This is a genomic window from Streptomyces sp. NPDC054813 (genome assembly GCF_053611365.1).
The window spans coordinates 25,619-40,050 of the sequence record NZ_JBSHAF010000028.1 but is presented as its reverse complement, the minus strand read 5'-3'; the positions used below and the strand labels follow the sequence as shown (position 1 = coordinate 40,050).

The 14,432-nt window shown below is 69.4% G+C and carries 10 protein-coding genes, 1 tRNA gene and 3 pseudogenes; 8 read left to right on the top strand and 6 right to left on the bottom strand.

Annotation, left to right across the window (positions count from 1 at the left end; genetic code table 11):
• Positions 1-99: 99 nt before the first annotated feature.
• Genes ACWGJB_RS40530 through ACWGJB_RS40515 form a run of 4 tightly spaced genes read right to left on the bottom strand, consistent with a single transcriptional unit; the run spans position 100 to position 5,231 of the window.
• A complete protein-coding gene (locus tag ACWGJB_RS40530) occupies positions 100-2,016 on the bottom strand; it encodes an amylo-alpha-1,6-glucosidase (RefSeq protein WP_453385030.1) in 1,917 nt (638 codons plus the stop codon).
• A complete protein-coding gene (locus ACWGJB_RS40525) occupies positions 2,013-3,368 on the bottom strand; it encodes an MGH1-like glycoside hydrolase domain-containing protein (RefSeq protein WP_453385029.1) in 1,356 nt (451 codons plus the stop codon). The genes ACWGJB_RS40530 and ACWGJB_RS40525 overlap by 4 nt, the downstream gene beginning before the upstream one ends.
• Positions 3,365-4,165, bottom strand: coding sequence for a sugar phosphate isomerase/epimerase family protein (locus tag ACWGJB_RS40520; protein WP_453385028.1), 801 nt, complete (start codon positions 4,163-4,165; stop codon positions 3,365-3,367). Before ACWGJB_RS40520 ends, ACWGJB_RS40525 begins: the two co-directional genes overlap by 4 nt.
• 19 nt (positions 4,166-4,184) lie before the next feature.
• Positions 4,185-5,231 carry a zinc-dependent alcohol dehydrogenase gene (locus tag ACWGJB_RS40515; protein ID WP_453385027.1) on the bottom strand — a complete coding sequence of 349 codons (1,047 nt, stop codon included), beginning with the start codon at positions 5,229-5,231 and terminating at the stop codon, positions 4,185-4,187.
• Between the two features lie 129 nt (positions 5,232-5,360).
• Here ACWGJB_RS40515 and ACWGJB_RS40510 point away from each other — a divergent pair, with 129 nt between their 5' ends.
• The 5 genes from ACWGJB_RS40510 to ACWGJB_RS40490 all read left to right on the top strand — a co-directional run bounded on the left by ACWGJB_RS40510 (position 5,361) and on the right by ACWGJB_RS40490 (position 10,850).
• A complete protein-coding gene (locus tag ACWGJB_RS40510; protein ID WP_453385026.1) occupies positions 5,361-6,764 on the top strand; it encodes an ABC transporter substrate-binding protein in 1,404 nt (467 codons plus the stop codon).
• A 29-nt stretch (positions 6,765-6,793) separates the two neighbouring features.
• Positions 6,794-7,816: a carbohydrate ABC transporter permease gene (locus ACWGJB_RS40505; protein WP_453385025.1), complete on the top strand. Its 1,023-nt coding sequence runs from the start codon at positions 6,794-6,796 to the stop codon at positions 7,814-7,816.
• A complete protein-coding gene (locus ACWGJB_RS40500; protein WP_453385024.1) occupies positions 7,813-8,679 on the top strand; it encodes a carbohydrate ABC transporter permease in 867 nt (288 codons plus the stop codon). The genes ACWGJB_RS40505 and ACWGJB_RS40500 overlap by 4 nt, the downstream gene beginning before the upstream one ends.
• A gap of 4 nt (positions 8,680-8,683) precedes the next feature.
• Positions 8,684-9,898: an ROK family protein gene (locus ACWGJB_RS40495; protein ID WP_453385023.1), complete on the top strand. Its 1,215-nt coding sequence runs from the start codon at positions 8,684-8,686 to the stop codon at positions 9,896-9,898.
• 61 nt (positions 9,899-9,959) lie between these two features.
• Positions 9,960-10,850, top strand: coding sequence for a Gfo/Idh/MocA family protein (locus tag ACWGJB_RS40490; protein ID WP_453385022.1), 891 nt, complete (start codon positions 9,960-9,962; stop codon positions 10,848-10,850).
• Between the two features lie 213 nt (positions 10,851-11,063).
• On the opposite strand, the gene ACWGJB_RS40485 is transcribed toward ACWGJB_RS40490, so the two are convergent.
• A tRNA-Met gene (locus tag ACWGJB_RS40485) sits at positions 11,064-11,141 on the bottom strand.
• Between the two features lie 66 nt (positions 11,142-11,207).
• Between ACWGJB_RS40485 and ACWGJB_RS40480 the strand changes: the two are divergent.
• The 3 genes and pseudogenes from ACWGJB_RS40480 to ACWGJB_RS40470 form a co-directional block, all read left to right on the top strand.
• Positions 11,208-11,360: pseudogene (locus ACWGJB_RS40480) on the top strand (IS110 family transposase); the annotation flags it as partial.
• Between the two features lie 352 nt (positions 11,361-11,712).
• A pseudogene (locus ACWGJB_RS40475) lies at positions 11,713-12,968 on the top strand (IS110 family transposase).
• 120 nt (positions 12,969-13,088) lie between these two features.
• A complete protein-coding gene (locus ACWGJB_RS40470) occupies positions 13,089-13,778 on the top strand; it encodes a hypothetical protein (protein ID WP_453385021.1) in 690 nt (229 codons plus the stop codon).
• 5 nt (positions 13,779-13,783) lie between these two features.
• On the opposite strand, the pseudogene ACWGJB_RS40465 reads toward ACWGJB_RS40470, so the two are convergent.
• A pseudogene (locus ACWGJB_RS40465) lies at positions 13,784-14,326 on the bottom strand (IS5 family transposase); the annotation flags it as partial.
• Positions 14,327-14,432 lie beyond the last annotated feature (106 nt).

Here is a 14,432-nt window from a genome sequence, read left to right as displayed (position 1 = left end):
ATCTCCTGGCACGGTCCCTCACGGCGGAACCGGGGGAGATCACATATGGGCCCCCATCACCGTGGCCGCGTCCGGTGGCGTCCTCTCCCACTGCCTTGTCTATGTGAGGTCCAGTGCTGTCCTGAGGGCGAGGGGCGTCGCCGCGGCCCACGCTTGTGGGGAGCATGAGTGGGGGTAGGGGACCGGCCGGGTCGTGGCGGTGCGGTCGTAGCCGGCGAGTACTTCGGGCAGCCGGTACTGGTGATGAGCGGCTGCCGCGACGAGCCCGTCGGTGACCGTGCGGACCTCCTGGGCGAGTCCGTAGCGGGCGAGGCCCATCGCGATGACGGCGTTGTCGTGTGGCCATGCGCTGCCGCGGTGGTAGGACAAGGGGTGAAACGGGCGCTGTCCGGCGGCGAGCGTGCGGATGGCCCAGCCGGAGAAGAAGTCGGGGCGCAGGAGGCGTTGTCCCACCCGGCGGGCCAGGTCCGCATCGAGTATGCCCGACCACAGCAGGTGGCCGGCGTCGGAGGCGAGGGCGTCGGCCTGTCGGCCGTTGCCGTCCAGGGCGAGGGCGGGGAAGTCCGCCTGTGGCATCCAGAAGTCGGCGGTGAAGCGAGTGCGCAGCGCTTCGGCACTCTCGCGCAGCCGGTGGGCGTACGGTTCGTCGTGCCAGACCTCCGCCGCCAGTCGGGCGGTTCGGGTCAGGGCGTCGTAGGCGTACCCCTGGGCTTCGGACACGGCGACGGGTCCCTGTGCCTGTGTGCCGTCGGCGAAGCAGATGGCGCCCGCCGAGTCCTTCCAGTTCTGGTTCACCAGACCGTTGGGGTCGGGCTGATAGACGAGGTAGCCGTGCTTGTCCAGGCCGCCGTCGGTGAGCATCCAGTCGACGGCTCGACGGGCATGCTGTTCGAGCCGTACGGCGAGGGTCGGGTCGCCGGTCGTCTCGTGGTGGGCGTGGAGCAACACCAGGAAGAGCGGGGTGGAGTCGACGGCACCGTAGTACCGGCCGTAGGGAACCTGCCGGAAGTGCGCCAGTTCGCCGTGGCGCGTCTCGTGGACGATGCGACCGGGCTGTTCGCCGCTCACCGGGTCATGGTGGCGCCCCTGGGTGGTGGCGAGAGCGCTCAGGGTCGCCGCGGCCGTCTCCGGCCGGTAGGGGAGCAGGAAGTAGGACGTCAGCAGTGAGTCACGGCCGAACAGCGTGAAGAACCACGGGATGCCCGCGGCGGGAACATGGACTTCCTCGCCGTCCACTCCGGTGACGGCGATGGTCAGCAGGTCGATGTCCGCGAGGCCTCGCTCGCAGGTGCGGGCGAGCGGGTCGTCCGCCCTTGCCGGACGCGGTGCCGGCCGTTGGACGGCAGGTGCTGCGGAGTCGGCCGGCAGTCCGTGCGGCAGGGCGCGGACGGTCAGGTGCAGGTCGGCTTCGCCATGGGCGGCGAGGGCGAGGTCCCAGCCGAGGGTGCGCGCGGTGGCGTCGGGCAGCCCGGGGGAGCTGTCCGTGGTGTCGGGGGCGGGCCGGGAGGTGAGGACGGTCCGGGAGTGCCAGTCGTGTCGCCGGTAGTCGAAGTGCAGCGCGTCGTCGGTGCGGTGGACTTGGAGCTCGGCGCCTGGCTTGTCGTAGCGGCGGTCGTCGGCGCGCAGTTCGAACAGGTCCGAGAAGTCGACGTCCACGGTGATCCGGACGTGCGCGGTGACCGGTTCGGGGCGGTTGCTGACCAGCCGCAGATGCTCGGTCAGGACACCTGCCGCGACCTTCTGGCTGCGGAAGACGGTGTAGGCGGGCGGGTTGTCCCGAGTGCCCTGCGGTGTCAGGACGCAGGTGGCTGTGTCGTCGGCGTCGGCGGTGGCGAGTATCAGCGGGATGGGCGCGGCGCCGTCGACGGTGAGCTGCCAGCGGCTGAGGTGACGGGCGTCGCGCAGGAACAGTCCGTCGGGGGCGGTGCCGAGGGTGCCGTTGATGTTCCCGGCGGCGTCCACCCGGGCGAAGGTGGCGTCGCGTACCAGCTGGACGCCGGTGTCGGCCGAGGTCATGGCAGGGGCTCCTGTGGGTCTGTGCTGGCCAGGTCGAGGGCGAGCGCGGCGGTCCATGAGAAGTTCCGTGCTCCGCGAGCGGCTCCTGTGAGCGGGTCGATGTACTCGGCGAAGCCGGACTTCTCCGCTTCGCCGAGGAAGCCCTGCCGCAGGTGTTCGGCGCTCTCGTGCAGGCCGTGCGTGCGCAGACCGCGGTGGATCAGCCAGGCGGTGTTGAACCAGGCGGGGCCGCGCCAGTAGCGCTGGGCGTCGAACGCGGGCCCGGTCAGGTCGTAGCTCGGCACCAGACGGGTGGCCGGCGCGGTGAAGCGCGTGCCGGTGAGCGTGTCCAGGAGACGGGTGACGATGTGCTGCGGCAGGTGCGGGGCGAGCAGGGGAACGAGGCCGGTGACGGCGTGCTCTTCCACCAGAGTGTCGGTGGCCAGGTCGCGTACGTGGAATATGCCTGCGCCGTCGTCCCACAGCCGGGTCACGAGGTGCCGGGTGAGGGCGTTGGCGCGGGCCGTGTGCGCCGCGGGGTTCGCACCGGTCTCCCGGGCCATGGCGGCCAGGGCTCGTTCGCCGGTGATCAGCAGGGCGTTGAAGCAGGGGTCTTCCACCGCGAAGGCGCGCCGGCCGGCACGGTCGTCGTAGCCGGCGTCGCGGTAGTCCGTGACGAGGCGGACGTAGCGGCCGTAGTCCAGGTCGGTGGGCCGGTCGGCGGGGTGACCGTGGTTGAGGTCGGCACGGCGGAAGGAGTCGGCAGCGGCGGGCAGAACGCGCTTGAGGGCGGTGTCCCAGCACGGGCTGTTGTCGGTACCCGGTTCCCAGGGGTGGACCACGGCGGCCAGTCCTCCGCCGCCGAGGTCGCGGCGGTCGAGGAGGTAGTCGTGCCAGGCGGCGAGGCGGGGCAGCACGCGGGTGAGGAAGCCGCGGCGTCGTGATTCCTCGGGGTCGGCGCGGTGGACGAGCCAGGCCGCCAGTGCGTGCACCGGCGGCTGGACGATGCCGGAGGTCTGCGGTGCCGCCGGTGCTCCGGCCGGCCTGCCGGCGGTGGAGGACTGCCAGAAGTCCGGGCTGGGGAAGTAGGCGTCCTGGGGTACGGCGGGGTTGAAGACGATGTGCGGGATGCGTCCGTCCGCCCACTGCGCGGACAGCAGTGACTCCAGTTCCTGCTGGGCCCGGCGCACCGACAGGTGGCGCAGCCCGATGGCGATGAAGGCGGAGTCCCAGCTCCACTGGTGGGGGTAGAGGGTGCGGGAGGGGACGGTCGAGGAGCCGGTCCAGTTGTCCAGCAGGACCCGTGCCGCACCGCGCCGCAGTGTCAGGGCTGCGGCGGCGGTGGGCACGGGCCGGTCCAGGAGTGACTTCACGCGCCCGACCTCTTGAGGAGGGCGGGGACGGAGCGCACGGCTTCGGCCGGGTCGCCGGTCAGTCGGCATTCGAGGGCGAGGTGGCCGTCGTAGCCGATGGTGTGCAGGGCGCCGAGCCAGGCGGGCCAGTCGAGGTGCCCGGCGCCGGGCTGGAAGCGGTTGGAGTCGGAGACCTGGGCGTGGGCGATGAGGTCGGCGTGGGCGAGGATGGCCGCTGCGGGGTCGGTCTCCTCGATGTTCATGTGGTAGCTGTCGATGCCGATCCGGATCGAGTCCAGGCCGGTGGCGCGGATCAGGTCGGCCGCCTGTTCCAGCCGGTTGACCATGTGGTCCTCGTACCGGTTGAGCGGTTCCAGGAAGAGGGTGACGCCTTCCCTGCGGGCGTGCTCGCCCAGTTCGGCCAGTCCGGACAGCAGCACCTCGCGGTCCTGCGCCTCGCTGCGCGGCGGTTCGAAGGGCGGCAGGCGGCGGGAGAACATGCCGTAGGACGCCGGGGTGTGGGGGCCCAGACCGCCGATCTCCGCGATCACGGTGAGCTGGGACTTCATCTGGACGATGGCGTCGCGGCGCAGGTCGTCGTCGAAGGCGCCGAAGAAGTGGAGCATGTCGACGCATACGGTGGGCATGACCACGCCGTCCTTGCCGGCCTGCTTCAGCTCGGGAAGGCGGGAGGCGAAGTGCAGGTCGCCCTTGCCGCGCAGTTCGATGGCGTCGTAGCCCGCCTCCTGGGCGAACTCCCACTTGGCCTGCAGGGTGTCTCCGGGCAGGAGTTGTTCCTGCGCCGCGGTCTTGAACATGAGGGGCCTTTCGAAAGGTTCAGAATTCCAGCACGACCTGAAGGGCCTCGGCGGGGCGCTCGTCCAGCAGCACGTAGGCCTCGGCGACGTCCGCGACGGGGACGACGTGGCTCACGAGGGCGGCGACGTCCACCTGTCCCTCGGCGACCAGCCGCAGGAAGGTCTGCTGGAGGCGCTCCACGCTCCAGCGGTGGGCGAGCTGGGGCGGCACGCCGCCGATCTGGGAGCAGATGAGCTGGACGCGGTTGTGGTGGAACTCGTCACCGAGCCGCAGGCCGGTACCGTCGCCCTGATAGAAGCCGGAGGCCACCACCCGGCCGCCGACGGCGACCGAGCGCAGGGCCTCGTGCAGCGCGGGGTAGGCGCCGCTGATCTCGATGGCGAGGTCGGCGCCGAGGCCGCCGGTGGCGTCGCGGACGCGTTCGGCGACGGCGTCGGTTCGGGCGTTGAGGGTGTGCTGTGCGCCGTAGCGCCTGGCGGTCTCCAGGCGGCCGTCGAGGGCGTCGACGGCGGTGACGCGGGCGCCGCTGAGCTGGGCGAGGCGGGTGGCGAGCAGTCCGATGACGCCCTGGCCGAAGACGGTCACGTCCTCGCCGAGGTGGATGTCGCCTGCCAGGACGGCGTTGTAGGCGATGGCGCCGACCCGCGCGAAGGCGCCGGCCAGCGGTTCCAGGCCTGCGGGCAGGGTGTGGCCGATCATGCGCTCGGCGGGGACGATGCCTTCGCTGCGGTGGCCCCAGATGCCCCACACCAGATCGCCCGGTTGCGGCAGGCCCGGGGTGCCGGCCAGGTCGGGTGCGGCCTCGATGACCTCGCCGACCTCGGAGTAGCCCCAGCCGGCGACGGGGTACTGGATGCCGGCCGCGCCGTCGCGGAACAGCCGGGCCTCCGGGTCCCAGGTGCGCGTCAGGTAAGGGTTCGTTCCGCGATATGCGGTTAGTTCCGTTCCTGCCGATATGCCCGAATAGCGAGTTCGGACCCTCAGATGCCCGGCGGGCAGTGCGGCTTCGGCCTGCTCGGTTATCTCGACCCGGCGGGGGCCGGTGAATTGGACGACGCGTTCCACGGATGTCTCCGACAGGGGGGTGTGCGAGTGCGGTTGCGTCGACACTATCCCTCACTTATGTCTTGTCAACAAGCAAAAGTGATGCTGTGATGCGTCTCCAGCAGACATAAGTTCGAGCAAGGACACGCAATGCACACCATGAGCCGGCGATCGAAGGCGATCGCGGTGGGCATCACGGCCGCCCTGGGCCTGGGCATGCTCACGGGCTGCGCCGACAGCACAGGCCCCGGAAAACCCGACCGGGAGATCACGGTCTGGTCCCAGGAGAACCTCCCGGATCGCGTCGCCGTGACGCAGAAGATCGTCGACGGGTTCGAGCGGAAGACCGGCATCAAGGTCCATCTCGTCGGCGTCGACGAGGGCCAGATGCCCCAGCTGATCATGTCCGCCGCCGCCTCGGGAACGCTGCCGGACGTCATCGGTGCCGCCCCCATGGGCCAGGTCTGGCAGATGTACACCAACGGCCTGCTCAACACCGAGATACCCCGCCAGATCATCGACAAGCTGGGGCGCGGCACGTTCAACGCCAACGCGCTGAAACTGACCTCGGACGCCGGCACGAGTCTCGGCGTGCCCTCCGACGCCTGGCTGCAGCTGCTCGTCTACCGCAAGGACCAGTTCGACGAGAAGCACCTCGAAGCCCCCGACACCTACGCCAAGGCGCTCAGCGGTGCCAAGGCGCTGACGACGAAAGGGCGTTACGGCATCGCCGCGGCCACCGACCCGGGCGACGCCTTCACCTCGCAGAGCTTCGAGAGCCTCGCCCTCGCCGACAACTGCCAGCTCGTCGACGACCACCACCACGTCGCCCTCGACTCGCCCGAGTGCCAGACGGCGTTCAAGACCTACGACGAACTCGCCCGCACCTACGGGGCCCCGGGCACCCAGACCGTCGACTCCACCCGCGCCACCTACTTCGCGGGCCAGTCCTCCATGATCGTCTGGTCCACGTTCCTGCTCGACGAACTCGCCGGCCTGCGCAAGGACGCCCTGCCCAGCTGCCCGCAGTGCAAGAACGACCCGCAGTACCTCGCGCGCAACAGCGGCATCACCACCGCGATGCAGGGCCCGGACGCGACCGACGCCGCCCAGTTCGGCGAGATCACCTCATGGGTGACCACCAAGACCGCCGAGACCGCGGCGTCCCGCGAGTTCATCGCGTACATGATGGGCACCGGCTACGAGTCCTGGTTCGGCATGGCACCCGAAGGCAAGATCCCTGTCCGTACCGGGACCGTCACGCAGCCCGGACGCTACCTCGAGGCCTGGCGGCACAGCGAGATCGGTGTCGACACCAAGAAGCCCTTCGACCAGGTCTACCCCGCGAGTCTGCTCGACCAACTCGCGGCCGGAGTCGGCAACATGCGGCGCTGGGGCATCACCCAGGGCGAGGGGGCGCTGGTCGGCGCCACCAACGGTGAGCTCCCCGTACCGAAGGCGATCGGCGCCATGACCAGCGGTCAGATCTCGCCTGCACAAGCAGCTCAGGAGGCCGACGACGACGTCTCCGCCCTGCAGAAGTCCCTCCAGTAGCCGCCCCGCACGTCACAAAGGTCACTCTCATGACAACAGCCCCCGCCGGCACACCGCAGCGCCGGCACACCGACAGTCGGCCCACGGACAGGCCCGCCGAACGCCGCCGTCGGCCGATGACGGCGAGCCGCCGCGCCAACCGCGCAGGCCTGGCGTTCGTCTCGCCCACGTTCGTCGTCGTCCTCGTGGTGGTCATCCTGCCCATCCTGTGGACGGTCCTTCTCGCGTTCCAGCACGCCAAACTGGTCGACATCCAGGGCATGGGCCTGTTCGGCAACTGGACCCTCGACAACTTCGACCAGGTCTTCGGCTCGGCGGGCTTCTGGTCGAGCCTGACGACCACCCTGCTGTACACGGCGGGCGCCACGTTCGGATCCGTGGCTCTCGGCCTGATCGCCGCGCTCGCCCTGCGCAAGCCCTTCCGCGGCCGCGGTCTGCTGCGCGCCGCGATGCTGCTGCCCTACGTCGCCCCCGTCGTCGCCGTCTCCTTCGTGTGGGAGGTGGCCCTCAGCCCCCAGTACGGCGTGGTCAACAACTGGGGCCGGCGCCTGTTCGGATGGGACGACCCGATCGCCTTCCTGTCCACCCGCGAGTACGAAGTCCACGTGCTCGGAGCGCACTTCGACATACCCCTGGCGCTGCTGACCGTCATCGCCTTCGAGACCTGGCGGTACTTCCCCTTCGCGTTCCTGTTCATCCTGGCCCGGCTGCAGGCGGTCCCCGACGGCCTGGAAGAGGCCGCCCTGGTCGACGGAGCCACCCCCACCCAGCGCTTCCGCCACATCCTGCTGCCGCAGCTGATGCCCGTCATCGCCCTGCTGTGCGTCCTACGTTTCATCCTGACCTTCAACAAGTTCGACGACGTCTACCTGCTGACCGGCGGCGGGGCGGGCACCAACGTCGCGGCCGTACGGGTCTACGACTTCCTCACGGCCCGCTACGACGTGGGAGCCGCCTCGGCCCAGGCCCTCGTCCTGGCCGTCTCGCTCATGATCCTCATGGGCCTCTACTTCAAGTTCTTCGGCAACAAGGTCCAGGAGGAGTCGGCATGAGCCGGGCCCAGATCGAGGACAGGTTTTTCGGCGTCCTGCGCTGGTTCGTCATCGCGTTCCTCGTGGTGATCACCGTGATGCCCTTCTACTACATGCTGCTGCTGTCGTTGAAGCCCATCGACGCGCTGCTGCTGGACCCGGGCTCACTGTGGGTCTCCAGCAAGGACTTCACCCTGTCCACGTACCGCGACGTGCTGCGCTCCACCGACGACGGCGGCCAGGGCTTCCTCAAGTTCCTGCTCAACTCCGCCCTGGTCTCCCTCGGCACCGTCGCCCTCACCCTGCTGGCCGCGGTGCCCGGCGCCTACGCGGTCAGCCGGCTGAAGTTCTTCGGCCATCGCCAGGTCAGCGCCCTCTTCCTGGCCGTCTACCTGTTCCCCGCCACCCTGCTGGCCGTCCCGCTGTTCGTCGTCTTCGCCAAGCTGCACCTGTCCTCCAGCCTGGTCGGGCTCGCAGTCGTCTACGTCGCCCAGACCGTGCCGGTGGCCATCTACATGCTGAAGAACTACCTCGTCACCATCCCCTACTCGATCGAGGAGGCCGCGGCGCTCGACGGCCTGAGCCGGCTCGGGACCCTGCGCAGGGTGGTCCTGCCGCTCGCGCTGCCGTCCCTCATGGCCACCGGCCTGTACGTCTTCATGATCGCTTGGAACGAGTTCCTGTTCGCCCTCCTGTTCCTGGCCGCGGACCCGGGCAAGTGGACGGTGCCGCTGGGCCTCGCCCAGCTCTCCAACGGAGTCGAGGTGCCCAAGACGGTGCTGATGGCCGGTTCGGTCGTACTGACGATTCCCGTCATACTCCTGTTCTTCGCCGCCGAGCGCTTGCTGACCGAAGGCCTGACAAGCGGAGCGGACAAGAGCTGAGACCATGAGGGACTTGATGCTGACGTCGAATCAGACCAGCGCGGGCGAGTTGCTGCAGCTCATCCGCAGCGGACGCGGGAACACCCGCGCGGACCTCCAACGGATCACCGGGCTGTCCCGTTCGACCGTCGGCCAGCGGCTGGACCTGCTCAACCGGGCGGGATGGCTCAAGCACGTCGCCGGTTCGTCGACTGGCGGACGCCCGTCCCAGCAGATCGTGTTCGATCCCCGGCACGCCTCGGTGATCGCCGTCGACCTGGAGACCAGGTACGCGCGGGCCGCGGTCCTCGACCTCGACGGCACCATCCTCGCCGAGAACACCGGACCCCTGGACATCACCGAAGGACCCGAGGGGGTGCTGGACCAACTCGCCCGGTGGTTCCCTGAACTGATCGCCGCCGCCGGCATCGACGCCACCCATGTCTGCGGAATCGGGCTGTCCGTTCCCGGACCCGTGGAGTGGGAGACGGGACAGGTCATCGAACCGCCGATCATGCCGGGCTGGGACCGGTACCCCATCCGGGAGCGCCTGCAGCGGGCCTACGCCGAACACGTGGGCGTGAGCATGGAGGACGGGCCCGTACCGGTCTTCGTCGACAACGACGCCAACCTCATGGCGCTGGCCGAGCACCAGGCCAACCACCGGGACTGCTCGGCCTTCGTACTCGTGAAGGTCTCCACCGGCATAGGCGCCGGCGTCGTCGTGAACGGCACGGTGTACCGAGGGATCGACGGCGGCGCCGGCGACATCGGGCACATCCGCCTGCACGACCGGTCCGACGTCCTGTGCCTGTGCGGCTCGCACGGCTGCCTGGGGGCCGTGGCCAGCGGCCGGGCACTGGCCAGGGACCTGAGCGCCCTCGGCGCCGACGCCGTGTCCGCCGCCGACGTCAAGCGCCTGCTGTCCGAAGGCCACCCGGACGCCCTCCGGCTGGCACGGGAGGCCGGACGCCGGGCCGGCGAGGTCCTGGTGACCGTGGTCAGCCTGCTCAACCCGGGCGTCCTGATGATCGCCGGTGAACTTTCCGGAGCACCCTTCATGACCGGAGTCCGGGAACTGCTCTACCAGCGCGCCTTCCCCCGCGCCACCGCCAACCTGCAGGTCGTCACGTCACGGTTGGGCGAGCACGCGGGCGTCATCGGAGCGGCCGGCATGGTCGTCGAGATCCTCTACTCGTCCCACCGCGCCGACGACCGGCTCGGCAACCTGGCGTCCTGAGCCGAACACGGCGCAGCCGGCACCGATCGATCGCACCACCCCTCGTCCAGACAGGAACACCGTGACCGTCACCATCGACCCCTGGACCGGACCTCCCGTCGAGGTCGGGCTCGTGGGCGCCGGACCCTGGTCCCGCGCCATGCACGCCCGCACGCTCGCCGCGGGACCGGAGACCCGCCTCGCCGCGGTGTGGGCGCGCCGCACCGAAGCCGCCCAGCAGACCGCCGCCCCCTACCACGCCCACGTCGCGGCCTCCTTCGACGAACTGCTCGACAGGTGCGAGGCCGTGGCGTTCGCCGTGCCCCCCGCCGTCCAGGCCGAACTCGCGCCGCTGGCCGCGCGACGGGGCAAAGCACTGCTGCTGGAGAAGCCGCTCGGCCCCGATCTGACGGCGGCCCAACGCGTCACCGACGCCGTGCTCACCGCCGGTGTGGTTTCCCAACTCGTCCTGACCAAGCGCTACCACCCCGTCACCCAGGCCTTCTTGGAAGCTGCCCGCGGCCACGAGATATCGGGTGCTCGCTCCTGCTACCTCCACGGTGCCTTTCTCGGCGGCGAGTTCGCCACCGGCTGGCGTCTGGAGCACGGTGCCCTCCTGGACCTCGGTCCGCACCTGCTCGACCTGCTGGACGCTGCCGTGTCGCCCATCGCGAACATACGGAGCACAGGTGACGCCCGCCGCTGGATCGAACTGACCCTCGAGCACGAGAACGGAGCCGTCAGCCAGGCGTCCCTGTCGGGTTCCGTAGCCGTGCCCCACGCCCTCACCCGCGTCGAACTCTTCGGCGCCGAGGCGCCGTTGGTCTACGACACCGCCGACATCGACCATGAGGAGTGCTGGCCGGTCCTGCGTCACACGTTCGCCACGGCCGTGCGCACGCACGAGTCGCCGGAGCTCGACGCGGCACGAGGCCTGTACCTGCAAGCACTCATCGATCAAGCGTCCCGCTGAACAGGGGGACCCGCAGCAGCGCTGCTCCGCGGGGCATAGCGCTCGGCTGGAAGACCACCGGGACCGGCGCCGACGGTGACGATTTCGCTTCCGGCAGCCGTGGTGCGGCGGCAGGCGGGGGATGGGCCGACGGTCGACCGTGCAACGGATGGGCAGGGCATGCGGCCGCTGCGTGCGGCCCCCTCCGTGTCGATCGGAGGGGGCCGAACCAACTGGTGGCGGGGGCGGGATTTGAACCGCGCGACCTCTGGGTTATGAGCCCAGCGAGCTACCTAACTGCTCCACCCCGCTTCGACATCCTCAGCTTAAGACCCGTGGGTGCGGAGGGCAGCTGATTTACCGCCGGACGGACCGGCTGGCGCCCGGGCGCCGGCCGAGATCGGAGACGACCGGCAGCGGTTGGCCGATGCCCGCGGGGTGAAGGCGTACGCCTGCTCCTCACCCCTCACCCGCGCCTCAGGCAAGAAGTCGTCCGTCATCCGCCGGTGGGTGAAGAACGACCGTCTCAACTGCCTCCAGAAGCACACATACAGCCAGCCGCGCAGCGGCTCCATGTCCCGCCGGCCTCTCTGGTAAGGCGGCTGGTGGTCCTGTCGTGGTAGCCGAGAGCGTCCGCGACGACGGGGTCGGGCAGTTCGCCCTTGCCCGCGAGTGGGACTGACCTGCTCGCTGAGATCCCCCCATTACCTTCTTGGTCGGCCCCGTAATGGGGTTCCCGGCCTCCGGGCCCGGCATGACTGGTCCCCCCTGTTAGCCATGATCTGGGGGGTGGTGTCACCGGTTCCGGAGGCACTGGTAGACCGCTGATTAGGGGCATGACCACCGGTTCCCGCGGGGACTTGGGAGGCTCTTCGTAATGTGGATGCCGGCAGCTGGTGCCGCAGGTGAGGCCGGGACGCACGACCGGAGGACGCACGTGATCGACACCAGTGACATCGGCGCTTTCCTCGGCCTGGACGTCGGCAAGGGCGAGCACCACGCCACCGCCGTTACCCCGGCGGGGAAGAAAGCCTTCGACAAGCGCCTGCCCAACTGCGAACCCAAGCTGCGGGAACTCTTCGAGAAGCTGCAGGCCAAGCACGGCACCGTGCTCGTGGTCGTCGACCAGCCCGCCTCCATCGGCGCCCTGCCGCTGACCGTCGCCCGGGACGCCGGCTGCCAGGTGGCCTATCTGCCGGGCCTGACCATGCGGCGAATCGCCGACCTCTACCCCGGCGAGGCCTAGACCGACGCCCGCGACGCCTTCATCATCGCCGACGCCGCCCGCGCCATGCCGCACACACTCCGCGCCCTCGAGCTGGAAGACGAGACCGTCGCCGAGCTGGAGATGATCGTGGGCTTCGACGACGACCTCGCCGGCGAGGCGACCCGCATCAGCAACCGGCTGCGCGGCGTGCTCACCCAGATCCACCCCTCGCTGAAGCGAGTTCTGGGCCCACGCGTCCAGCACCGGCCGTGCTGCTGATGCTCGACCAGTTCGGTTCCCCCGCCCAGTTGAGAAAGGCAGGACGCCGCAGGCTGGTCAATCTAATACGGGCCAAAGCCCCGCGGATGGCCGAGCGCCTGGTCGACGACGTCTTCACCGCGCTCGACGAACAGACCGTCGTCGTTCCCGATACCGACGCGGCCTCGCTGATCGTCCCCAGCCTCGCCAACCAGCTGAAATCCGTACTCGACCAGCGCAAACTCCTCGCCGCCCGGATCGAGGAACTGCTGGAGGCCCACCCTCTTTCCAAGTTCCTGACCTCCATGCCCGGGATCGGGGTCAGGACCGGAGCCAGGATCCTCATCGACGTCGGCGACGGCAGCAGCTTCCCGTCCGCCGCCCACCTCGCGGCCTACGCCGGACTCGCCCCGGCGACCCGAAGCTCCGGATCCTCAATCCGCGGCGAACAACCCTCCCGGAGAGGAAACAAGCAGCTCAAACGCGCCTTCTTCCTCTCCGCGTTCGCAGCCCTGGCCGACCCGGCCTCGCGCACCTACTACGAGAAGAAGATCGCCCAAGGAAAGCACCACACCCAAGCCCTCCTCTGCCTCGCAAGACGCCGAGCCGACGTGCTCTACGCGATGCTCCGCGACGGCACCTTCTACGACCCCCAACCCGCCCCCACGGGTTGACGAACCCCATAGGGGCACCCCCCCCCACCCGTCGCCGTCAGGCACACCCGCCCCTCATGCGGTCCTGACCGGTGCGGCACAATCGCGGTCAACGGGGCGGGCAACGGTGGGGGTGGGAACGTGGGGCGTTTTGGCTGGCGAAGCCGACGTAAGGGCATACCGAACGAGCCGGCGCTTCTGGCTGCGGCCGCTGAGAATCCCGGCGGCAGCGTCGCCGAGATCGATCCGACGTATGTCGACGACCCGAACGGCTACGTACCTCCCGAGGCCATCCGCGGCGCGTGGTTGGTGGACAACAGCGGGAAACTGACAGGTGAGTACCAGGAGAATCCCCGTCACGGGATGCCACAGGACGACTTCGGCAAGCTCACTGACCCTGATCACTGGCTTGGCTGGCTCGGCGATGATCCAGCGACCGCGGTCCGGAAGGGCATCGAAGAGTCCCTGCGCGCCCAGGTGGCAGACGCGGTGGTCGAGTGGGTCAAGATCCTTGAAACGCCACGATTTCTCACGGGTGGGCGTCGACATTCTGAGGACGAACAGCTCATGCTGGTCACCCGCGCGGCACTCGCCGCGCCGTTTGCGTTGTCCGTGCGTACAACGCAGCACGGGCGTTCCATCCTCCTGGGGGTGTTCTCCTGGGCTGCGGTGAACCTCTCACGGCCCGAAATCCGCAAGGATCGGCACTGGTTCGACCTGGGCGTCGAGCTGGACTGGGCGGCTGAACGGCTTCAAGGGCGGATCTACGAGATCGACGGTCAGGACGGCACCGGCGAGGGGCGTCAAGGACGGGCGACCGCTACTTACTGATCATTTCAGAATGAGGTTCGGAGTCGTCTCAACCAGATGATGCTGCAGGCGAGTTGGAGGAGCCCGAGGTGGAGGTCGGCACGTATCTCGTAGCGGGTGCGGAGTCGTTTGAACTGGTGGAGCCAGGCGAAGGCGCGCTCGACAACCCACCGTGTCTTGCCCAGCCCGGAGCCATGTGAGGTTCCACGGCGGGCGATCTTGGGAGTGATGCCGCGAGCTCGGATGAGGCGACGGTACTTGTCGAAGTCATAGCCGCGGTCGGCGAACAGCCGTCGCGGCCGGTGCCGTGGCCGACCACGGAGGCCGCGAATGCGAGGAATCGCGTCGAGCAAGGGAATGAGCTGGGTGACGTCATGCCGGTTTCCGCTGGTCAAGGAGACAGCGAGCGGGGTTCCGTTCCGGTCCGCAATGAGATGGTGCTTGGTTCCGGGCCGGGCCCGGTCGACCGGCGACGGCCCGGTGTGGCTTCCTCCTTTGAGATCGCGGACATGCGACCCGTCGATGGCGCAGTCGTCCATTTCCAGTAGCCCGCCTGCCCGCAGCTCAGCACGTCGACCGGCTGACCTTCGACGGCGCGATCATCCAGACCGGCACCGAGTCCTACGGCTCGCCCACACCAGGGTGCGCGCCGCGCAGGCCGCGGCCAGCTGATAT

Excerpts from the sequence above, each read along its gene's own strand:
- ACWGJB_RS40530 (WP_453385030.1), bottom strand. The coding sequence starts at position 2,016 with ATGACCTCGGCCGACACCGGCGTCCAGCTGGTACGCGACGCCACCTTC.
- ACWGJB_RS40520 (WP_453385028.1), bottom strand. The coding sequence starts at position 4,165 with ATGTTCAAGACCGCGGCGCAGGAACAACTCCTGCCCGGAGACACCCTG.
- ACWGJB_RS40510 (WP_453385026.1), top strand. The coding sequence starts at position 5,361 with ATGCACACCATGAGCCGGCGATCGAAGGCGATCGCGGTGGGCATCACG.
- ACWGJB_RS40505 (WP_453385025.1), top strand. The coding sequence starts at position 6,794 with ATGACAACAGCCCCCGCCGGCACACCGCAGCGCCGGCACACCGACAGT.
- ACWGJB_RS40500 (WP_453385024.1), top strand. The coding sequence starts at position 7,813 with ATGAGCCGGGCCCAGATCGAGGACAGGTTTTTCGGCGTCCTGCGCTGG.
- ACWGJB_RS40495 (WP_453385023.1), top strand. The coding sequence starts at position 8,684 with ATGAGGGACTTGATGCTGACGTCGAATCAGACCAGCGCGGGCGAGTTG.